Annotated in this window: 24 protein-coding genes and 1 riboswitch; of the genes, 13 read left to right on the top strand and 11 right to left on the bottom strand. The window is 71.9% G+C overall.

Annotated features, from left to right (window positions below; translation table 11 throughout):
• Nucleotides 1-68: 68 nt before the first annotated feature.
• On the bottom strand, nucleotides 69-917 hold the full coding sequence (locus tag ABD191_RS05715) for an endonuclease domain-containing protein (RefSeq protein WP_344077597.1): 849 nt from the start codon (nucleotides 915-917) through the stop codon (nucleotides 69-71).
• Nucleotides 918-1218: 301 nt separating this feature from the next.
• On the opposite strand from ABD191_RS05715, the gene ABD191_RS05710 reads away from it, so the two are divergent.
• Nucleotides 1219-2190, top strand: a complete 972-nt coding sequence (locus ABD191_RS05710; RefSeq protein ID WP_344077595.1) for a DNA polymerase domain-containing protein — start codon at nucleotides 1219-1221, stop codon at nucleotides 2188-2190.
• 51 nt (nucleotides 2191-2241) lie between these two features.
• Nucleotides 2242-4050, top strand: coding sequence for a DUF2207 domain-containing protein (locus ABD191_RS05705; RefSeq protein ID WP_344077593.1), 1809 nt, complete (start codon nucleotides 2242-2244; stop codon nucleotides 4048-4050).
• Nucleotides 4051-4053: 3 nt separating this feature from the next.
• Here ABD191_RS05705 and ABD191_RS05700 read toward each other — a convergent pair whose 3' ends face one another.
• The 5 genes from ABD191_RS05700 to ABD191_RS05680 are packed head-to-tail and all read right to left on the bottom strand — an operon-like array spanning nucleotide 4054 to nucleotide 6355.
• Nucleotides 4054-4785: a hypothetical protein gene (locus tag ABD191_RS05700; protein ID WP_344077591.1), complete on the bottom strand. Its 732-nt coding sequence runs from the start codon at nucleotides 4783-4785 to the stop codon at nucleotides 4054-4056.
• Nucleotides 4782-5312 carry a DUF6286 domain-containing protein gene (locus tag ABD191_RS05695; protein ID WP_344077588.1) on the bottom strand — a complete coding sequence of 177 codons (531 nt, stop codon included), beginning with the start codon at nucleotides 5310-5312 and terminating at the stop codon, nucleotides 4782-4784. Before ABD191_RS05695 ends, ABD191_RS05700 begins: the two co-directional genes overlap by 4 nt.
• Before the next feature lie 12 nt (nucleotides 5313-5324).
• Nucleotides 5325-5648, bottom strand: coding sequence for a hypothetical protein (locus tag ABD191_RS05690; protein WP_344077585.1), 324 nt, complete (start codon nucleotides 5646-5648; stop codon nucleotides 5325-5327).
• Nucleotides 5645-6148, bottom strand: coding sequence for an Asp23/Gls24 family envelope stress response protein (locus tag ABD191_RS05685; protein WP_344077583.1), 504 nt, complete (start codon nucleotides 6146-6148; stop codon nucleotides 5645-5647). Before ABD191_RS05685 ends, ABD191_RS05690 begins: the two co-directional genes overlap by 4 nt.
• A gap of 21 nt (nucleotides 6149-6169) precedes the next feature.
• Nucleotides 6170-6355: a hypothetical protein gene (locus ABD191_RS05680; RefSeq protein ID WP_344077581.1), complete on the bottom strand. Its 186-nt coding sequence runs from the start codon at nucleotides 6353-6355 to the stop codon at nucleotides 6170-6172.
• Between the two features lie 147 nt (nucleotides 6356-6502).
• Between ABD191_RS05680 and ABD191_RS05675 the strand changes: the two genes are divergently transcribed.
• The 3 genes from ABD191_RS05675 to ABD191_RS05665 are packed head-to-tail and all read left to right on the top strand — an operon-like array spanning nucleotide 6503 to nucleotide 8802.
• Nucleotides 6503-7141, top strand: coding sequence for a DUF998 domain-containing protein (locus ABD191_RS05675; RefSeq protein WP_344077579.1), 639 nt, complete (start codon nucleotides 6503-6505; stop codon nucleotides 7139-7141).
• Between the two features lie 3 nt (nucleotides 7142-7144).
• Entirely contained in the window at nucleotides 7145-7489 is a 345-nt protein-coding gene (locus ABD191_RS05670; RefSeq protein WP_344077576.1) for a YciI family protein, read from the top strand.
• A gap of 5 nt (nucleotides 7490-7494) precedes the next feature.
• On the top strand, nucleotides 7495-8802 hold the full coding sequence (locus tag ABD191_RS05665; RefSeq protein WP_344077573.1) for an RNA polymerase sigma factor: 1308 nt from the start codon (nucleotides 7495-7497) through the stop codon (nucleotides 8800-8802).
• On the opposite strand, the gene ABD191_RS05660 is transcribed toward ABD191_RS05665, so the two are convergent.
• The 3 genes from ABD191_RS05660 to ABD191_RS05650 form a co-directional block, all read right to left on the bottom strand.
• A complete protein-coding gene (locus tag ABD191_RS05660; protein WP_425560656.1) occupies nucleotides 8786-8932 on the bottom strand; it encodes a zinc-binding dehydrogenase in 147 nt (48 codons plus the stop codon). The two genes, ABD191_RS05665 and ABD191_RS05660, sit on opposite strands and share 17 nt — an antisense overlap.
• A 148-nt stretch (nucleotides 8933-9080) precedes the next feature.
• On the bottom strand, nucleotides 9081-9866 hold the full coding sequence (locus ABD191_RS05655; protein ID WP_344077571.1) for a YaaA family protein: 786 nt from the start codon (nucleotides 9864-9866) through the stop codon (nucleotides 9081-9083).
• Nucleotides 9867-9875: 9 nt separating this feature from the next.
• Entirely contained in the window at nucleotides 9876-10361 is a 486-nt protein-coding gene (locus ABD191_RS05650; RefSeq protein ID WP_344077569.1) for an FBP domain-containing protein, read from the bottom strand.
• A 76-nt stretch (nucleotides 10362-10437) separates the two neighbouring features.
• Nucleotides 10438-10512, top strand: a riboswitch (S-adenosyl-L-homocysteine riboswitch).
• Nucleotides 10513-10531: 19 nt separating this feature from the next.
• Between ABD191_RS05650 and ahcY the strand changes: the two genes are divergently transcribed.
• From ahcY to ABD191_RS05610, 8 genes are all read left to right on the top strand, one after another.
• Complete coding sequence (ahcY, locus tag ABD191_RS05645) at nucleotides 10532-11992, top strand: adenosylhomocysteinase (protein ID WP_344077567.1); 1461 nt, start codon at nucleotides 10532-10534, stop codon at nucleotides 11990-11992.
• Between the two features lie 69 nt (nucleotides 11993-12061).
• Nucleotides 12062-12442 (top strand): hypothetical protein, encoded by a 381-nt coding sequence (locus ABD191_RS05640; protein WP_344077564.1) that lies wholly within the window; start codon nucleotides 12062-12064, stop codon nucleotides 12440-12442.
• Between the two features lie 57 nt (nucleotides 12443-12499).
• Nucleotides 12500-13288, top strand: coding sequence for an endonuclease/exonuclease/phosphatase family protein (locus ABD191_RS05635; protein WP_344077562.1), 789 nt, complete (start codon nucleotides 12500-12502; stop codon nucleotides 13286-13288).
• A 29-nt stretch (nucleotides 13289-13317) separates the two neighbouring features.
• A complete protein-coding gene (locus tag ABD191_RS05630; RefSeq protein WP_344077560.1) occupies nucleotides 13318-13923 on the top strand; it encodes a DUF998 domain-containing protein in 606 nt (201 codons plus the stop codon).
• A gap of 78 nt (nucleotides 13924-14001) precedes the next feature.
• Nucleotides 14002-14451, top strand: a complete 450-nt coding sequence (locus ABD191_RS05625) for an SRPBCC family protein (RefSeq protein WP_344077558.1) — start codon at nucleotides 14002-14004, stop codon at nucleotides 14449-14451.
• A complete protein-coding gene (locus ABD191_RS05620) occupies nucleotides 14448-14786 on the top strand; it encodes an ArsR/SmtB family transcription factor (protein ID WP_344077556.1) in 339 nt (112 codons plus the stop codon). The genes ABD191_RS05625 and ABD191_RS05620 overlap by 4 nt, the downstream gene beginning before the upstream one ends.
• Before the next feature lie 23 nt (nucleotides 14787-14809).
• On the top strand, nucleotides 14810-15250 hold the full coding sequence (locus tag ABD191_RS05615) for an SRPBCC family protein (protein WP_344077554.1): 441 nt from the start codon (nucleotides 14810-14812) through the stop codon (nucleotides 15248-15250).
• 67 nt (nucleotides 15251-15317) lie between these two features.
• Nucleotides 15318-16193 (top strand): bifunctional DNA primase/polymerase, encoded by an 876-nt coding sequence (locus ABD191_RS05610; protein ID WP_344077552.1) that lies wholly within the window; start codon nucleotides 15318-15320, stop codon nucleotides 16191-16193.
• 34 nt (nucleotides 16194-16227) lie between these two features.
• Here ABD191_RS05610 and ABD191_RS05605 read toward each other — a convergent pair whose 3' ends face one another.
• Both ABD191_RS05605 and ABD191_RS05600 read right to left on the bottom strand, forming a co-directional pair.
• Nucleotides 16228-17691: a cellulase family glycosylhydrolase gene (locus ABD191_RS05605; protein WP_344077550.1), complete on the bottom strand. Its 1464-nt coding sequence runs from the start codon at nucleotides 17689-17691 to the stop codon at nucleotides 16228-16230.
• A 205-nt stretch (nucleotides 17692-17896) separates the two neighbouring features.
• Nucleotides 17897-18517: an L-threonylcarbamoyladenylate synthase gene (locus tag ABD191_RS05600; protein WP_344077547.1), complete on the bottom strand. Its 621-nt coding sequence runs from the start codon at nucleotides 18515-18517 to the stop codon at nucleotides 17897-17899.
• Nucleotides 18518-18522: the final 5 nt, after the last annotated feature.

Here is an 18522-nt window from a genome sequence, read left to right as displayed (position 1 = left end):
TGTGCGTCCATAAGTACCGAACGGACCCCCTGCATTTCGTTGGTGTGCGTCCATAACGCGGCATGCGCTCAGCGACGCACGGCGATCGCGCCGTTGAGTTCGTTGAGGAGGGACGGGAGGTCGTTGCGGAGGCGGTCAGATGTCACGTGGATGACCAGCCAGCCTGCGGCCTGGAGGCGATTGAGGCGTCGACGGTCGCGACTGAGTTGGTCAGCGTTGGCATGCCAGACACCGTCGTACTCAATCGCGATGCGCCACGCCGGGTAGGCAAGGTCCACCCGTGCCACAAATCCGGCCGCGTCGTGGATCTTCCATTGCACCTGCGGAATCGGCAGACCAGCGAGCACCAGGGCGACCCGCAGGCGGCTCTCCTGCGGAGACTCGGCACGGCCGTCCACAAGGGACGAAACGCTGGCGAATCGCGCCGCACCATGCAAGCCCTTGCGACGCGCCGCGTAGGCCGCCAACTCAGGTGCCGTGACGAGGCCCGACTGGAGGAACCTGTCTACCAGAACGACGGCGTCCGTTACGGGCAGCCAGCGTCCCAGGTCCCAGCAGGTGCGCAGCGGTGTGGTGACCGGCATGCCCCTGACCTGACACAGGTCGGCCGGCGGCACATCGGCGACGTGATTGATCACCTCACTCGTGCGGGAGCGGACATCAGGCGCCGGCACGACGACCTCGACCGGATCCTGAGGCTCGGACAATCCTGGCCCCAGGATGGTCGCCGCCGACCGCCCGGCGAGCGCCCCGCCTGTCGCAAGCGCGTACCTGGCGACCGCGCGGCAGCGCAGTTCGTGGGTGACGGGCAGGTCGGCGTCGGCGTAGACGCCGCGCAGGAGCCGGCGCCACGCCGGACTGCGCAGCTGGGCTTGCGTGATCAGGCCGGCGGCGATGGCGGTGGGCCCATGGAACATTCGGCCGCGTAACGCGGGTGGGCGGCATGGGGTGCGGGACATAGCGGCCATCGTTGGAGGGTGCGGGGCCTGTCCGCCACTCGTGACGCGGAATCTGTGGACAACCGTGGCACCTGTGGACGGGGCGGCGCGGCTCGGCGCGGTCGCCTATCTTGGGCGCCGTGCTTGGCCGCGCGGTGACCGACCTCAGGGGCGCACATGCGCGGGTGGCGCGCCGTGATGGTGGTCGTCGCCGCCACGGCGGCGCCGCTGTTCAGCTGCTCGACGCCCGACTGTCGGCCCTGGCGCGTACGGTGGCCTCATGGCGGACGAGGAGTCCCGCGACGGGGTGCGGCTGACCAACCTGGATCAGCCGCTGTTCGACGGCGCGCGGGCCACCAAACGTGACCTGGTCGACTACCTCGACGCGATGAGCGGCGTGCTACTGCCGCACCTGCGCGACAGGCCGCTGTCGGTGATCCGGGCGCTGCGCGGTCAGCGCCCGTTCATGCAGAAGAACCTGCCCAGGTACGCCCCGGAGAGCGTGCCGCGCGTGACCATGTTCGCGGAGTCCGCCGGCCATGACGTGGTGTACGCGCTGTGCAACGACCGGCCGACCCTGCTGTGGTTCGCCAACCAGAGGGCGGTCGAATACCACGTGACGCTGCTCAGGGCGCCCGACTGGCCGCACCCGACCCACCTGGTCCTCGACCTCGACCCGCCCGGGAACGGCGGTTTCCAGGCCGCCGTGGGCGCCGCCCGCCTGGTGCGCGAGGTGCTGGCCGAGGTCGGCATGGCGGCGGCGGTGAAGACGAGCGGCGCCAAGGGGGTGCACGTGTTCGCCCCGGTGACGGGCGCCGACGTGGAGGAGGTGGCGGCCGCGACCCGGGCGGTGGCGGCGCGCGCCGAGCGGCTCGACCCGGCGCTGGCCACGACGGCGTTCATCCGGGAGGACCGGGGCGGCAAGGTGTTCCTCGACGCGACCCGCTCGGGTGGCGCCACGGTCGTGTCCGTCTACAGCCCGCGCCTGCGCCCGGGCACCACGGTCTCCTTCCCGGTCGCGTGGGACGACCTCGACGGCATCGCCCCGGCGGACTTCACCATGCGCACCGTGCCCGACCTCCTCGGCGGCACGGACCGCTGGGCCGAGACGATGCCCGGGCCGCAGCCGCTCGACGCGGGGCTGATCGCCGAGGGGCGCGACATCCCGATCGCCCGGGTCGCGGCCATGCACGAGGGCAAGCGCCGGGCCCGCGCGCGACGCGCGGAAGCCGGCGACGACGCCCGGGCCTGACGGTTCCCACCGCGACCCGGCCGACGAGACCGCCCTGGCTACTGTGTGCGTGTGCTGACACGTGGACGGATACTCGCGCTCACCCTGCTCGCGGCGCTGGCGGGCGCGGTGGCGCTGGCGTCACCCGCCGCCGCGGCCGACGGCGAGAGAATCACCGGGTACGCCACGACGATCGTGATCAACCCGGACGCCTCGCTGGACGTCACCGAGACGATCGGGTACGACTTCGGCGCGAACGACCGGCACGGCATCATCCGCCGCATCCCGGCCAAGTTCCGCTACGACGACGGCCACGACCGTGTCTACCCGATCAGCGACCTGACCGTCACGATGGACGGCAGGGCGGCCGAGGTCGCGCGCGACTCGGCGGACGGGTACGAGATCTTCAAGATCGGCGACCCGGACGAGACGATCCGGGGCGCGCACACGTACGTCCTGCGTTACCACGTGCGTGGCGCGCTCAACGACTTCGACGACCACATCGAGCTGTACTGGAACGCCGTCGGCAGCGAGTGGGACGTGCCCGTCGCGGCCGCCACGGCCACGGTCACCGCGCCGGCCCCGATCACGAAGATCGCCTGCTACGCCGGGGAGACCGGCAGCCGGCTGCCCTGTGACAGGTCCAGCATCGACGGGACCACGGCGACGTTCGCGCAGGGCCCCCTCGAGGCCGGCGAGGGCCTGTCGATCGTGGTCGCGCTGCCCGTCGGCTCGGTCGCGGCCACGACGCCGATCCTCGTCACGCACCGCTCCTTCGCCACCGCGTTCCGCGCCACCCCGCTCACCATCGGGCTGGGGGTCGCGATCGCCCTCCTCGGCGTCGCGTGCGCGCTGCTGCTCGCCTGGCGGGTCGGCCGCGACCGGCGGTACGTGGGCCTGCTGCCCGGCCTCACCCCCGAGCGGGGCGAGACCGCGGTCGAGGAACGCCGCCCGCTCATCGGCGCCCCACCGGTGAGCGTTGAGTTCGGCGCGCCCGACAACATCCGGCCCGGCCAGGTGGGCACCCTGTTCGACGAGCGGGCGCACGTCGTCGACGTGACCGCCACGATCATCGACTTCGCGGTCCGGCGCCACCTGCGCATCACGGAGCTGGCGGACAAGGACTGGGAGCTGACCAGGCTCACCGACGGTGACCCGAAGTTCCTGCCGTACGAGCGGTCGCTGTTCGACGCCCTCTTCGACGACGGCGACACCGTCAAGCTGTCCGACCTCAAGGGTACGTTCGCCACCCACCTGTCCAAGGTGCGCAAAGCGTTGTACAAGGACATGGTCACGCAGGGGTGGTACCGGGTGAGCCCCGATCAGACGCGCACAGTCGCGTCCATCGTCGCCTTCCTCGTCCTGCTGCTGTCGATCGCGGCGATGGTGCTGCTCGCGGTGTTCCTCGGCCTGGGCCTGGTCGGGCTGGGCCTCGTCGTCGGGGCGATCGCGCTGTTCGTGGCGTCCTTCTGGTTCCCCGCCCGCACGGGCAAGGGCAGCGCCATGCTCGAGCGGGTGAAGGGCCTGCGGCTCTACATCGCCACCGCCGAGGTGGAGCAGCTCAAGTTCCAGGAGAAGGTGCAGATCTTCTCGACGTTCCTGCCGTACGCCATGGTATTCGGGCTGGCCGAGCGGTGGGCGAGCATCTTCGCCGACCTCGACCTGACCACCGCGGGACCGGACGGCACGCCAGGCCTGTACTGGTACGGGGGCCTGGCGGGCTGGAACCTGGCGGCCTTCAACACGAGCATCGGCAGCTTCACGACGACGACCTCCGGCACGATCGCGTCCGTGCCGGCGAGCAGCGGCTCGTCGGGCTTCTCGGGCGGCGGCGGGTTCTCCGGCGGCGGCGCCGGCGGCGGCGGGGGCGGCAGCTGGTGACGCTCAGCGCACCCGGGCCGGCGCCCGGTTGGGCACCCGTACGGTCACCTCGTCCACCATCGCCGGGCGGCCCGCGGTCACCGTGAACCGGTCGACGACCGCGACGACGCGCTCGCGCAGGTCGGTCAGGTCGGCGTTCGGGTCGATCGTGAGCCACACCCGTAGGTGCGGGTCGTCGGCGTGGCCGGTGAGCCGCACGTCCGCGCCCTCCACGCCGCGCTGGTGACGCAGGTCGGCGGTCAGCGCGTGGCGTAGCGCGCCCGCCTCCACCCGGAGGGTCCCGGGTACCGGCCTCGACCGGGCGCCGCCCATCACACCGCCGTCACCGCCGTGCGCGCCGCCCGGCACGGCCGGCGCGGGGGGCGGTGCGGTCGGCGCGGCACCTACCAGCGGTTGCGCCGGTCCGGTCGACGGCGGGGTCGACGGTGCGGTGGTCGCGAGGGCGCCCCGTTCCGCGGGCATTTTCAGGTCCGGCATGTCGGCGCGGCCGCGCCGGCGCAACTGTGCGCGCATCAGCATCACTCCAAGTACGGCCAGGATCAGTCCGACCGCGACCGCCGCGACGGTCGCCCAGACGTCCCACGAGTTCCACCAGTCGCGCACGTCCGGCGACAGCAGCGGCAGGCTCGGGTCGGTGCCCGGCAGCCGGCCGTAGTGCGCCAGCACGCCAAGCACGCCAAGCCCGATGAGCAGCAGCGACACGACGATCCACAGTGCCCGGTTGCCCGCGTTCATGCCACCCTCCCCGGTCGCAGTCGCACGCTCAGGCCCGTGTCCGCCGGGGCGTCAAGTCGGCCCAGCTCGCGCTGGACGGCCTCAGTCACGGCGTCGCGCTGGTCGGCGGGCCCCCGCCCCGCGATCGTGACCCGCCACTTCCGCCGGCCGCCGCGCACGTGGGCGCGCGCCTGCTGGACACCCGTGACGTCGTTGGCGGCCGAGGCCATCCGCCGCTCGACGGAGCGCCGGGCCATCCACCATGTCCCGTCCGACCGGGCCGCGTTGACGGCGACCAGGTTCGGCGCCCACGGGCGTACCTGCGACAAAAAGATGATCAGGCCGACCACGCCGACCGCGATGGACACGATCAGGAAGCTCTGGTCCCCCGCCGTCGTGGTGGTCAGGGTGTCGAACACGCCGTGCAACGGCAGGGGCCAGCCCTCGCCGCGCACGGCGACGGACACGGCCTCGACCGCCACGAGAAGCCCGCCGGCGAACAGCACGAGGCCCAGGAGCAGCGCGCCGATCCGGTTCGCCGTCCGCATGGCACCTCCCCGTCAGGGTTGTCGGCGCTCCAGCGCCGCCTCGGCCACCTCGTCGACGACGACGGTGACCTGCCGGTCGTCGCCCGCCGCCGCGAGTACCTTGCGCGCCGCGGCGACCACGTCGGCCGTCACCGGCGGCAGCGGTACGCGGTCGGCCTCGATGTGGATCTCCACGGGGTCGGCGAGACGCACCCCGACGAGCTTGCCGCCCGCGTAGTAGGTGGCCGCCTCCACAATGGTGCCGGGATGCAGCCGCGCCACCCCCGGCACGTGCTCGACCGCGTCGGCGATCGCGCGGACCAGGTCCTCGCGGCGCATGGGCGCCCGGGTGGTCATTTGACCCGCTGCGACTGCTCTTCGTCGCCCTCTGACTCGACGAAGATGTCGTCGACGCTGATGTTCACCTCGACGACCTCCAGGCCGGTCATGCCCTCCACCTGCCCGGAGACAGCCTGGCGTACGGCGTCGCTGACATCGACGATGCTCTGGCCGTACCAGGTGACGATGTCCAGATCGATCGCGGCCTGACGCTCGCCGACCTCGACCGCGACCCCCTGCGTCGCGCCCGCGGCGGGCCCGCTGCTGCCGGGCACGAGCGACTTGATCTGTCCTATACGGCGCGCCATGCCGCTGCCCATGGAGTGCACGCCCGGAATGGACCGCGCGGCCAGACCGGCGATCTTGGCGACGACCGCGTCGGCGATCTGCGTCCGCCCGCCCTCCGTGACCAACGACGCGCCGCTGGGGCGTGCCACGGTCGTGTTGCGCGCCCGCTCGATCTCGCCCTTGGACTGCTGCTGCTGTTGGTCGGACTTCTTCTCAGCTGTCTCAGTCATGTCTGTTCACTCCCCCGCTCGTCACCGTTGCCGGATCGACAACTTGTGCGCCCACTCGCCCATGTCGAGCTCGCCTGCCAGAACCATCGCGACGGCGAGACCGATCAGACCGGCGAAAACGGCGGCCACCATGACGAGGAACCCGGCCGCCGCCCACAGGGCGACAACGGCGAATCCCACGACGAATCCGAACTGGTTGCGACTCATGGCTTCCCCCTAGCCCGTCACCTCGACCCTAGACGCACGACGATCACGCGGTAGGGCGTACCCAAAAAATCTTGAAAGGCTTTGTCGGATCGGCGGCGGGCCGTTCGAGGAGTCGGTAGAGACCTCGAACACCAAGGAGTTGTCACCATGTCGACCACCTGCACCCCCGCCGCCCGCGTCACGCGGTCGTTGCTCGGCTACGGCGTCCTCGCTGGAGGGTTCTACGTCGTGGTGGGCCTCGCTCAGGCGCTCACCCGCGACGGCTTCTCGCTCGACAAGCACGCCTGGAGCCTGCTCGCGAACGGCCCGTTCGGCTGGGTCCAGGTCGCGAACTTCATCCTGGCCGGCCTGATGACGATCGCCGCCGCCGTCGGGCTGCGCCGGGCCATCGGCCGTTCCGCCGCGCCCTGGCTGATCGGCGGCTACGGCGTGAGCCTGATAGGCGCCGGGATCTTCCGGGCGGACCCCGCGCAGGGCTTCCCGGCCGGCACCCCGCAGATCGGAAACGTGACCTTGAATGGCATGCTCCACTTCATGATCGGCGGCGTGGGCTTTCTCTGCCTGATCGCCGCCTGCCTGGTGCTCGGCCGCCGCTTCGCACGGGCGGGTAGCCCGGGTCTGGCGTGGTTCTCCCGTGCGACCGGGATCGTGTTCCTGGCCGCGTTCGCGGGCATCGCGAGCGGTTCGCATGGCCCTACCACTCTCGCGTTCCTGGCCGCCGTCGTTCTCGCCTGGACGTGGCTGGCCGTCGTCTGCACCGTCCACTACCGCACCGAAGGAGCCTGAAACATGCGCTACCTGCTGCTTCTCAAGTCCGAGCGGCCCGCCGGCCCGCCGCCCGCCGAGCTGATGGAGGCGATCATGAATCTCGGCGCCGAGGCCGCCGCGTCCGGCGCGCTGCTCGACACGGCCGGCCTGGAGCCCAGCGCGAACGGCGCCCGGGTAGCGTTGCACGGCGGGGCGCTGAGCGTCACCGACGGCCCGTTCGCCGAGGCCAAGGAGACCATCAGCTACGCCCTCTACGAGGTCCGCTCCAAGGAGGAGGCCGTCGAATGGGCCTCGCGGTTCCTGGCCCTGCACCGGGATCTGTGGCCCGGCTGGGTGGGCGAGACCGAGGTCCTCAAGGTCTTCTAACCACCATGACGACACCCGACCCCCGCGCGGCGCTGGAGACGGTCTGGCGCATGGAGTACCCCCGGATCGTCGCCACGCTGGCCCGCCTCGTCCGCGACGTGGGCCTGGCGGAGGAACTCGCCCAGGACACGCTGGTCATCGCCCTCGAACAGTGGCCGGTGACCGGCGTGCCGGCGCATCCGGCGTCGTGGCTCACGGCGACCGCCAAGCACAAGGCGGTCGACCTGCTGCGGCGCCGGTCCGCCTACGCCGCCAAGCTCGCCGAGGTGGGCCGGTCGGTATCCGAGGTGGAGGACCGCGACCTGGCGGCCGAACTGGACGACTACGTCGGCGACGACATGCTGCGGCTCATCTTCACCACGTGCCACCCGGTGTTGCCCGTGCCGTCGCGGGTGGCGCTCACCCTGCGGCTGCTGGGCGGGCTGAGCACCGCGGAGATCGCCCGCGCGTACCTGGTCAGCGAGGCGACCGTCAGCCAGCGCATCCTGCGCGCGAAGCGGACCCTGGCCGAGCGCCGGGTCCCGATCGAACTACCGCCGCCCGCCCAGGCGTCCGAGCGCCTCGCGTCCGTGCTCGAGGTCGTCTATCTCATCTTCAATGAGGGGTACGCCGCGACGGCCGGCGAGGACTGGACCCGCCCGGCGTTGTGCGTCGAGGCCATGCGCCTGGGCCGGGTGCTGGCCGGCCTGGCCCCGGCCGAACCCGAGGTGCACGGCCTGGTGGCGCTCATGGAGCTGCAGGCGTCCCGCCTGCCGGCGCGCATCGGGCCCGGCGGCGCCCCGATCCTGTTGCAGGACCAGGACCGGCGCCGCTGGGACCGGTTGCTGATCCGCCGCGGGCTGGCCGCGCTCGACCGCGCGGGGGCGACCCTCGGCCCGTACGCGCTGCAGGCGGCCATCGCCGCGTGTCACGCGCGGGCCGCGTCGCCGCAGGACACGGACTGGGCCCGGATCGCGGGCCTCTACGGGGTGCTGGCCGTGGTGTCGCCGTCGCCGGTCGTGGAACTCAACCGGGCGGTGGCCGTCGGTCACGCACACGGCCCGGCGGCGGCGTTGGCGATCGTGGAGGGCCTGGAGCTGCCCGGGTACGCCCTGCTGCCGGCCGTGCGCGGGGACCTGCTGGAGAAGCTGGGCCGGGTGGCCGAGGCGCGCGAGGCGTTCGCGCACGCCGCCGCCCTGACCCACAACGCCCGGGAGCGAGACCTGTTCCTCGCCCGGGCGGCGGATGCCGGCGCCGGATCGACGAGCGACCCGGCGCCGTCGTCCGGGAACGCGGTCGTGACCAGCGAGCCCCGGCTCACGGATCCAGCGTGATGACGACGTTGCCGACCTTGCGTCCCGTGTCGACGTGCTCATGCGCCTCGACGATGCGCTCCAGCGGGTAGCGGCGGTCGATCCGTGTCGAAGATGACGTCGTACGTCTGCCCCCCGCGCGCGAAGTCAACGGTGGTGCGGTCGATCACCTCATCGGCGCCCAGCGACCGGACGAGTTCGGCGTCGCGCCCGCTGCACACTCCGGTCACCCTGATACCCCCTGGTTATGGATGGAAAGTGTCGTCATACCGGTCAACCGATCCATAACCCCGGTGAGGTCAGGTGAGGCGGACGCTGAGGCCCTTGCCGGCGAACTCCGTGCACACGAAGCACGGTTCGCGGTCCGTGCCGCGATCAGGGTCGAGGCGGTAGCCCAGCTCGGCGAAGTCGCCCACCGACGCGGACCCGCCCGACATGACCAGCCAGCGCGCGAACGCCCCGCGCGCGATCTTCGCGTGCACCGCGACGAACTTCGGCTCCCCGGACGCCGGCTCCACGGTGAGGAACCGCGGCGTCACCACCCGGGCCGCGTCGACGAACGGCAGGACCACCTTGCTGTACTCGTTGGCGGCGAGGTTGACGATCGGGCCCCGGGACGGCAGCTCGGCGGCGACGGCCGACCCCCAGAAGGAGTACAGGCTGCCGATGACCGGCAGCCTGTAGCCCATCTCCAGCCGGTACGGGCTGATGCCGTCGAACGGGCGCAGCACGCCGTAGAGGCCGGACAGGATGCGCAGGTGGGCGGTGGCGTAGCGGCGGTCGGCGGCCGACCAGGAGGCGACCCGCAGGCCACTGTAGATGTCGCCGAGGAAGCTCTCGGCCGCCGGCATGAGCCGGTCCGGGTCGGTGGTCCACGCGGCGAACGTGTCGTGGGTCTTCCCGGCCAGGGGCAGGGAGACCTTCATCGCGGACGCGATCTGGTCGGGCGTCAGGTCACGCACCGCGGCGACGAGCTCGGCCGCCCGCGTCACGAGCGCCGGCGTGCCGAGTCGCCCGGTCGACGACCACCCGTCGGCGGGCGGCGCGTCGCGCATCGTCTTCGACGTGTGCAGCAGAATGATCACGCACGTACCTTAGGCCCCGTCCAGGACGGCGGCCGTGAAGGCGTACACCTTGGTCAGGAGCGCCGCGGACCTGAGGATGACCACGGCCTCGTCCGGCGCCGCGCGGCCGGGCGGCGTGGCCCGCACCTGCCGGGAACAGTCGAGGTCCGCGCAGATGTACGTGCCGACGCTGTCGCCCTTGCGGCCGGACGCGCCGGCCTTGCGGGCGGTGAACAGCGCGATCTCGTTGGACTGCCGGACGGACTCGCACAGCAGGCACATCGCCGCCGGGCGCCGGACGCCCGAGTCGGGCGCGCGCAGCACGACGCCGACCAGCCGGTCGTCGCGCCAGTGCACCAGGAAGCCACGCAGCCGCGAGCGCGGGTCACGCCAGCCGAAATAGTCCGTCTCCGCCCAGTTGATCTTTTTGAGATCGGGCAGGGTCATGTCGGCGGCCTCGCCACGCGAGCAGTTGACCATCGCGGCACGGATCTGTTCCTCGGTGACGGGTTCCATTTCGCCCAAGCTACCCAGTGGCGATCATTATGGCAGCTCATATACCGTGGACGGGCGCCGACGACGCGGCGCGGGTCAGGCCGAGAGGCGCTGCGACGGACATCGGTCCGCCACGCTCGGCCTGGGACCTACCGAAGGGCGCCTCCTGTCGAGGGAGGAGCCCTCTTCTTATGTCTGCCCAGGTTTCAAAGATCAACAACGTCGAGTTCGCGGTGGCCGACCTGTCGCTGGCCGCCGCCGGGCGGGCGCAGATCCGCCTCGCCGAGCACGAGATGCCGGGCCTCATGGCGATCCGCCGGGAGTACGCGCAGGCCCAGCCCCTGCGCGGGGCGCGCGTCGCCGGTTCGCTGCACATGACCGTGCAGACCGCCGTCCTCATCGAGACCCTCGTCGCACTCGGCGCGCAGGTGCGCTGGGTGTCCTGCAACATCTTCTCCACCCAGGACGAGGCGGCCGCCGCGGTCGTCGTCGGTCCACACGGCACGGTCGACGCGCCGTCCGGCACGCCGGTGTTCGCCTGGAAGGGCGAGACCCTCGCCGAGTACTGGTGGGCGACCATGCAGCTGTTCGACTTCGGCGGCGGCGCCGGCCCGAACACGCTGGTCGACGACGGCGGCGACGCCACGCTGCTGATCCACAAGGGTGTGGAGTTCGAGCGGGCGGGCGCGGTCCCGGCGCCGGCCGAGGACGACCACGAGGAGTACCAGCTGATCCTGCGGACGCTGGCCGACAGCCTCGCGACCGACGCCGGCCGGTTCACCCGCGTCGCGGCCGAAATGCGCGGCGTGACCGAGGAGACCACCGCCGGCGTCGCCCGGCTGTACAGGCTGGCCCGCGACGGGGCCCTGCTGTTCCCCGCGATCAATGTCAACGACGCGGTGACGAAGTCGAAGTTCGACAACAAGTACGGCATCCGCCACTCGCTCGTGGACGGGCTCAACCGGGCCACGGACGTGATGCTGGGCGGCAAGCTGGCGGTCGTGTGCGGGTACGGCGACGTGGGCAAGGGCGCCGTGGAGGCGCTGCGCGGGCAGGGCGCCCGCGTGGTCGTCACCGAGATCGACCCGATCTGCGCCCTGCAGGCGGCGATGGACGGGCTTGCCGTGGTCCACCTGTCGGATGTGGTCGAGAGCGCGGACATCTTCGTCACCACCACCGGCGGGCGGGACATCATCATGGCCGCCGACATGGCGCGGATGAAGCACAACGCGATCGTGGGCAACATCGGGCACTTCGACAACGAGGTGGACATGGCCGGGCTCGCCCGGGTGCCCGGCATCGTGAAAACAGAGGTCAAGCCGCAGGTGCACGAGTGGCTGTTCCCGGACGGGCACGCGGTCATCGTGCTCTCGGAGGGCCGCCTGCTGAACCTCGGCAACGCGACCGGTCACCCGAGCTTCGTCATGTCGAACTCGTTCACGAACCAGACCATGGCGCAGATCGAGCTGTACACGAAGCCCGGCCAGTACGAGCGGAAGGTGTACACGCTGCCCAAGCACCTCGACGAGAAGGTGGCGCGCCTGCACCTGGACGCGCTCGGCGCCCGGCTCACGACGCTCACCAAGAAGCAGGCGGAGTACCTGGGCGTCGACGTGGACGGACCGTACAAGACCGATCATTACAGGTACTGACACATATTGATGCTGCTCAATGTGACCAACTACACTTCGTGGTTCGCTCGTCACACTGGGGAGGTAATCATGGTTCGACGCACGGTCACGGTGCTGCTCAGCCTCACCATCGTCCTCGGCCTGCCGTTCGTGGGCGCGCAGAGCGCGTCAGCGCACGACACGTCCGCCGCGGTGAACACGTGCGGCAGCGGCTCGGCACGCTGCGGGTACGGCGGCGTGACCAACAACCACACCCGCGTGTACGCGTGCGACACGTACGCCGACGGCTACGGGTTCCGCACGTTCTACCGGCTCAAGAACGAGGCCACCGGATACATCGACGACGCCAACGGCGCCACGTCCGGCTGTAGCGCCGCCTTCGTCGGCACGACGTCCAACCCCGTCGTCACGTTCTGGGTGATCTGGAAGAACAGCTACGCCTACGTCTGGCGGGGGCCGTACACCGCCTGACCGGACCGGCCGCCGTACGCGTGCTCCCTCCGCGCGTACGGCGGCGCCCGACCGGGCATGAACGTGTCCGTGGCGCTGCGCGTGATGACCTACAACCTGCTGCGTGGCGGCCGGCCGGACCGGCTGCCCGCGATCATGTCGGTCATCACGGATGCGCGCCCGGACGTGCTGGCCCTACAGGAACTCGGCGCGATGACGGCCCGCCGGTTCGCCGGGTTCGGCGCGGACCTGGGCATGCGCGGGCGCATGTCGACGTCCTGGTTCGGCCAGCCGGTCGGCATCCTCGTCCGCGACGCGGTGACGATCCGCCACGGTGGTCGCGTGCGGCGGCCGTTCCACCACGGCGCGCCCGTCCTGACGATCGACACCAGCCTCGGTCCGCTGACCGTCCTGGCCGCGCACCTGCACCCGCTCAGCGGCCGGCGACGGCTGCGGGAGGCGCGCTGGCTCGCCGCGTACGCCGGCCGGCGCCGGCCCGCGCTCCTGCTGGGCGACCTCAACTCGCTCGACCCGTGGGACGACCACGCGCGGCGCCTGGCCGACCTGCGCCACCGTTACCGGGGCAGGCACCTGCGCCGCGACGGCACGGTCGACACCCGCGCGATCGCCGCTCTGGTCGGGGCGGGCTTCGTCGACGTGTTCCGGCGCACGGGCTCGGTCGGACGGCCGTACACGGCCCCGACCGAGGGCCCCTGGGGCGCGGAGTTCTCGCGGATGCGGCTGGACTACGTGCTCGCGACCGAGGAACTCGCCGCTCGGGCCCGGACCTGCCACACGTTGGACACCAACGCGTCCGACCACTACCCCGTGGTCGCGGACTTCGACGTCGAACCGGGGCCTGGTTGAGCGCGCGCGACGCCGGGGTAGGCTCGATCATGATCTCCCGCCGCCTGCTCGCCGGCGTCGCCGCCGGCCTCGCGGCCGCCGGCGGGGTGCTCTTCATCGGCGCGGTGCTCGCCGACCAGGGCGTCTGGTACGCCGGGTTCGTCAGCGAGGTCGGCGTGCCCGGACGGCCGTTCCGCACCGCGTACCGCCTGGGGCTTATCGGCGTCGGCGTCGGGGTGGTGCTGCTCGCCGGAATGCTGCGCCCGCTCGCCGGGGTGCCCGCCCTCGCCCTCGCCCTCGGCGGCCTGCTGGCGGGCGCCTCGGCCGTGGTGCCGTGCAGTCCCGGGTGTCCCCTGCCGCCGTACGAGACGCCGACCGCCCAGGACCTCGTGCACGCGGGGGCGAGCGTCGCGGGGGCCGGCCTGTGCGCACTGGGCGTGCTGCTGCTCGCGTTGCGCCCGACCGGGGGCGCGCTCCGGCGGGTGGCCAGGGTGGCGATCGGCCCGGTGGTCCTCCTCGGCCTGGCGACGGTCTACGGCCTGGCCTTCCTCGGCCGGTCGGTGTTCACGGGGACGGTCGAGCGGCTGCTGCTGGCGCTGCTCATCGCGTGGAGCGTGGCGGCCGCCGTGGTGGTGGGCCGGGCGCGCGAGCCCTAGACGCAACTTCCGGTTGCGCGTTGCGGCCGCCCGTACTAGTGTCAACCGCAACCAAAGGTTGCAGAAAGCGAGTTGACCATGGAATACGGAACGCTGGCGCGCCAGATCCACATCGACGCCCCACCGGAGGTGGTGTTCGAGGTCGTCAGCCGGCCGGAACACCTGCGCGAGTGGTGGTCGGACGACGCCCACCTGGACCCGGCGCCCGGCGCGGTGGGCGAGCTGATCTGGGGCGACCGGGCGCAGGTCGAGGCGATCACCGTCGTGGACGTCGACCCGCCCCGCCGGTTCTCCTTCCGGTGGGTGACCACGGCCGGCGAGCCGGCCTCGCCGGACAACTCGCTGCTGGTCACGTTCGACATCGAGGCCGACGGGGCCGGCACCCTGCTGCGGCTCACCGAGACCGGCTTCCGGGAGAAGGGCTGGGAGATCGCGGTCCTGGAGCAGGCGTACAAGGAGCACGTCGTCGGGTGGGAGATGTTCCTGCCCCGCCTGGCCGCGTACGCCCCGACGGTCGCACCCCGATGAGCGTCGCGGTCGACGAGGATCTCTGGTCGGCCGTGGGCGACCCGACCCGCCGCCGCATGCTCGACCTGCTGCTCGCCACCGGCGTGGGTACGGCGACCAGCCTGAGCGAGCACCTGCCGGTCACCCGGCAGGCCGTCGCCAAGCACCTCACCGTCCTCGAACGCGTCGGCCTGGTCCAGGCGACTCCCGCGGGCCGCGAGCGGCACTACCGGGTCGACGACGCACAACTGGCCCGGGCGGTCGCCCAGCTGTCGGCTGTCGGCGCGGCCTGGGACGCGCGCCTGCGGCGCATCAAGCGGATCGCCGAGGCCATCGAGCGCGGCCGCAGCACCTGACGACACGGAAGGAAGGCACAGCCATGGTGGACATCCTGCACAAGGTCGGCATCGCGTCGACCCCGGACACGGTCTACGACGCCCTCACCACGATCGACGGGCTCGCCAGATGGTGGACCGAGGACACCACCGGCGGCACGGACGTCGGCGAGGTCGTCGCGTTCCGGTTCGCCGCCGGCGGGTTCGACATGCGGGTCGTCGAATCGGATCCCGGCAAGCACGTCCTGTGGAAGGTCGTCGACGGCCCCGAGGAGTGGATCGGCACGACCATCGACTGGCGGCTGCGCCGGGACGGCGACCACACGACCGTCCTGTTCAGCCACCTCGGGTGGCGGGAGCCCGTCGAGTTCATGCACCACTGCAGTACGAAGTGGGCGGTGTATCTGATGAGCCTCAAGGCCCTGGCCGAGACCGGCAGGGGCGCGTCCCATCCACACGACGTCAAGATCGATAGCTGGGACTGAGGCCGGCGAACCGTCGCACCCCGGCGGCACACTGGAGGCACGGGACGACCGGTGGGTGGTGGGGCGCGTGGACAGTCTGCTCGACGCCGCGCTGCGCTACGCCCGCCGGGGCGTGCCCGTGTTTCCGTTGCACACCCCCGCCGGCCCGGGCGGCTGCTCGTGCGCGAACGACGGGTGTCCCTCCCCCGGCAAGCACCCGAGGGTGCGCCACGGGGTGCATGACGCGTCCACCGAGCCGAGGGCGATCCGGGCGTGGTGGCGGCGCTGGCCGCTGGCGAACATCGGCCTGGCCACGGGGGTGGTGATGGACGTGTGCGACCTCGACACCGAGGACGGCCTGTCGGCCGTGCGCCGCCTCATCACCACGACCGGGCCGACCGTCCGCTCGGGCCACGGCTGGCACCTGTGGTTCGCGCCCACCGGCCACGGCAACCGCACCGGCCTGGTGCCGGGCGTCGACTGGCGCGGCAAGGGCGGCAGCATCGTCGCGCCACCGTCGCGGCACCCCAGCGGCCGCCGGTACGCCTTCGCCCGCCCGTGGGACGACCGCCCGCTGCCGTCCTGCCCGCCCGAGCTGCTGCGCCTGGTCGCACCGCCGGCCCGGCTCGAACCGGTCACCACCGCGCCGCTGTCGGACCCACGGCGGTACGCGCAGGCGGCCGTCGACGGCGAGGTGGACCGGGTCCTTCGCGCTCCCCGCCCCGGCTGGAAGGGCGGCCGGCGTACCCCCGGCGGACGCAACAGCGCCCTCAACGCGGCGGCGTTCCGCCTCGGCCAGCTCGCCGCCGTCGGCGAGCTGGACCCGGCCACGGTGTGGACGCGGCTCACGGAGGCGGCGCTGGCCACGGGCCTGTCGCCCCAGGAGACCCGCCGCACGATCGAGTCCGGCTGGCGGGCGGGTTTGCGCCGCCCGCGCGAAACCGCCGGGGGTGGTGGCGGATAAGGGTCTCTCCACCACCCCCGGCGGGTTGACGCGGTCAGCGCATGTTGGCGATCACGAACGGGCCGTGGCCGCGCAGGTAGTTCGTCCATCCGCCGGTCACGGGCGCGCCGTTGGCGAGCAGGTTGGTCGTGTCCGTGCCGACGTCGAGCTTCCACGCCGTCCAGGAGATGCCGTTGCTCTTCATCCAGTCGACCCAGGTCTGCGCCTCGGCGTCGCAGATGCGGCCGTCGAGACCGCCGTCGGCGTGGCTCGCGCCCCACTCCGTGACGAACAGCGGCAGGCCGGCGCGGATCGCGGTGTTGGCCTTGTCGCGCAGGAACTGGGTGTGCGTGCACGAGTAGAAGTGCAGCGTGTACATCAGGTTGGTGCCCGACACCGGGCTCTGCGCCGCGACGTCGACGTCCTGCGACCACGTCGGGGTGCCCAGCACGATGATGTTGTCCGGGTCGGTCGCGCGGATGCCGTTGATGACCGCCTGATGGTACGGCTTGAGCACGCCGGTCCAGCTGACCTGGAGCGGCTCGTTGTACGGCTCCCAGATGACGTTGGGCAGGTGACCGTACCGGCGGGCCAGGTCGCTGAAGAAGTTGACCGCGGCCTGCGTGTTGTTCTGCGCCTCGTGGGCGTGGTAGTCGACGATCACGTACACGCCCGCGGTGACCGCGTTGTTGATGATCGTCTCGACCTGCGAGCGCGCCCGGTTCGGGTCGCTCAGGTAGGCGCCGGCCGGCTCGACACCCATGGCCGCGCGGATGACCTGCAGGTTCCAGTTGTCACGCATCCACAGCAGCGCGGACAGGTTCTCGGCGTACGGCTGGGTCTCCCAGTTGAGCCACATGCTGCTGATGCCGCGCAGCTGGACCCGGTTGCCGGACTGGTCACACATCGTGGTGCCGCAGACGCGCAGCTGCCCGTACCGGGCCACGGGCGTGTTGCCGGGCGGGTTCGACGTGACCGGCGGGCGCGACGTGACGACCGACGAGGTCGGCGGACGCGAGGTGACCACCGACGAGGTCGGCGGGCGCGACGTGACGACCGAGGAGGTCGGCGCGCCCGAGGTCGGGCCGCCGGTCACCGGGCCGTTGCAGGCCACGCCGTTGACGGCGAAGTTCGTGGGTACGGGGTTGGAGCTGGTCCAGGAGCCGTTGAAGCCGAACGACGCCGTGCCGTTGGTCGGCACGGAGCCGTTGTAGCTGGCGTTGCGGACGGTGACCTGGCCGCCCGACTGGGTGTGGGTGCCGTTCCACAGCTGGGTGATGGTCTGCCCCGCGCCGTAGGTCCAGGTCAGGGTCCAGCTCGTGAGCGGGTCGCCCAGGTTCGTGATGTCCACGTTCGCGCCGAACCCGCCGGGCCACTGATTCGTCACCGCGTAGGTCACGCGGCATCCGGTCGCGGCGGACGCCTGCGACATGGGCAGGACGACCGCGCCCACCACCGCCAGGCTGCCGGCGCCCACGACCGCGGCCGTGACACGCCGCCTCTTACTCCACCATTTCATGGTGCCGCCTTCCTCGCCGGTCACCGGCCGCCAGCAGGCACGCCGCGAGCCGCGGTGACCGTTCGTCGAAACATCCACCGAAATAATGGCGGGCGACGCGACCGAGCGCCCCGCACAGCGCACGAGCAGGCGCCTACCGGCCGAGCAAAGCCGGCTCAGCAGGGCGAACACCTGGCGCGCGGCCAGGCCCAGGACGAAAGTTGCGTTATTCGAACGGGGTCGGGTCGCCGGCGCCGCGCCGCAGGACCTCGGGCTCGTCGCCGGAGAGATCCACGACCGTGGACGGCTCCTTGCCGCCCTCGCCGGCGTCGATGACCGCGTCGATGGCGTGGTCGAGGCGTTCCTTGATCTCCCAGCCCTGGGTCAGCGGCTCCTCGTCGCCGGGCAGCAGGAGGGTGCTCGACAGCAGCGGCTCACCCAGCTCGTCGAGCAGCGCCTGGGTGACCCGGTGGTCGGGCACGCGCGCCCCGACGGTGCGCTTCTTGGGGTGCAGCAACCGGCGCGGCACGTCCTTGCTGGCCGGCAGGATGAACGTGTACGGCCCCGGAATGTGGGCCTTGACGAGCCGGAACACCGAGTTGCTCAGCTGCACGAACTGGCCGAGCTGGGAGAAGTCGCGGCAGACGAGCGCGAAGTGGTGCCGGTCGTCGAGCCGGCGCACCTCGCGGATCCGCTCCACGGCGTCCCGGTCGCCGATGCGGCACCCCAGCGCGTAGGAGGAGTCCGTGGGGTACGCGACGACCCCGCCGCCCCGGATGATGTCCACGGCCTCCCGGATGCGGCGCGGCTGCGGGTTGTCCGGATGCACGTCGAGGTATTTCGCCACGCGAG

It is taken from the genome of Luedemannella helvata, assembly GCF_039528415.1.
GTDB classification, from domain to species: Bacteria; Actinomycetota; Actinomycetes; order Mycobacteriales; family Micromonosporaceae; genus Luedemannella; species Luedemannella helvata.
The sequence above is the reverse complement of the archived record's forward strand: the minus strand, read 5'-3'. Positions and strand labels throughout refer to the sequence as shown.

What these genes read in the sequence shown, in the direction of transcription:
- ABD191_RS05640 (WP_344077564.1), top strand. Translation starts at nt 12,062, where the DNA reads ATGGTTCGACGCACGGTCACGGTGCTGCTCAGCCTCACCATCGTCCTC.
- ABD191_RS05680 (WP_344077581.1), bottom strand. Translation starts at nt 6,355, where the DNA reads ATGAGTCGCAACCAGTTCGGATTCGTCGTGGGATTCGCCGTTGTCGCC.
- ABD191_RS05635 (WP_344077562.1), top strand. Translation starts at nt 12,500, where the DNA reads ATGAACGTGTCCGTGGCGCTGCGCGTGATGACCTACAACCTGCTGCGT.
- ABD191_RS05670 (WP_344077576.1), top strand. Translation starts at nt 7,145, where the DNA reads ATGCGCTACCTGCTGCTTCTCAAGTCCGAGCGGCCCGCCGGCCCGCCG.
- ABD191_RS05620 (WP_344077556.1), top strand. Translation starts at nt 14,448, where the DNA reads ATGAGCGTCGCGGTCGACGAGGATCTCTGGTCGGCCGTGGGCGACCCG.
- ABD191_RS05715 (WP_344077597.1), bottom strand. Translation starts at nt 917, where the DNA reads ATGTTCCATGGGCCCACCGCCATCGCCGCCGGCCTGATCACGCAAGCC.
- ABD191_RS05695 (WP_344077588.1), bottom strand. Translation starts at nt 5,312, where the DNA reads ATGCGGACGGCGAACCGGATCGGCGCGCTGCTCCTGGGCCTCGTGCTG.
- ABD191_RS05615 (WP_344077554.1), top strand. Translation starts at nt 14,810, where the DNA reads ATGGTGGACATCCTGCACAAGGTCGGCATCGCGTCGACCCCGGACACG.
- ABD191_RS05650 (WP_344077569.1), bottom strand. Translation starts at nt 10,361, where the DNA reads ATGGAACCCGTCACCGAGGAACAGATCCGTGCCGCGATGGTCAACTGC.
- ABD191_RS05700 (WP_344077591.1), bottom strand. Translation starts at nt 4,785, where the DNA reads ATGAACGCGGGCAACCGGGCACTGTGGATCGTCGTGTCGCTGCTGCTC.
- ABD191_RS05625 (WP_344077558.1), top strand. Translation starts at nt 14,002, where the DNA reads ATGGAATACGGAACGCTGGCGCGCCAGATCCACATCGACGCCCCACCG.
- ABD191_RS05710 (WP_344077595.1), top strand. Translation starts at nt 1,219, where the DNA reads ATGGCGGACGAGGAGTCCCGCGACGGGGTGCGGCTGACCAACCTGGAT.
- ABD191_RS05685 (WP_344077583.1), bottom strand. Translation starts at nt 6,148, where the DNA reads ATGACTGAGACAGCTGAGAAGAAGTCCGACCAACAGCAGCAGCAGTCC.
- ABD191_RS05630 (WP_344077560.1), top strand. Translation starts at nt 13,318, where the DNA reads ATGATCTCCCGCCGCCTGCTCGCCGGCGTCGCCGCCGGCCTCGCGGCC.
- ahcY (WP_344077567.1), top strand. Translation starts at nt 10,532, where the DNA reads ATGTCTGCCCAGGTTTCAAAGATCAACAACGTCGAGTTCGCGGTGGCC.
- ABD191_RS05665 (WP_344077573.1), top strand. Translation starts at nt 7,495, where the DNA reads ATGACGACACCCGACCCCCGCGCGGCGCTGGAGACGGTCTGGCGCATG.
- ABD191_RS05690 (WP_344077585.1), bottom strand. Translation starts at nt 5,648, where the DNA reads ATGACCACCCGGGCGCCCATGCGCCGCGAGGACCTGGTCCGCGCGATC.
- ABD191_RS05675 (WP_344077579.1), top strand. Translation starts at nt 6,503, where the DNA reads ATGTCGACCACCTGCACCCCCGCCGCCCGCGTCACGCGGTCGTTGCTC.
- ABD191_RS05605 (WP_344077550.1), bottom strand. Translation starts at nt 17,691, where the DNA reads ATGAAATGGTGGAGTAAGAGGCGGCGTGTCACGGCCGCGGTCGTGGGC.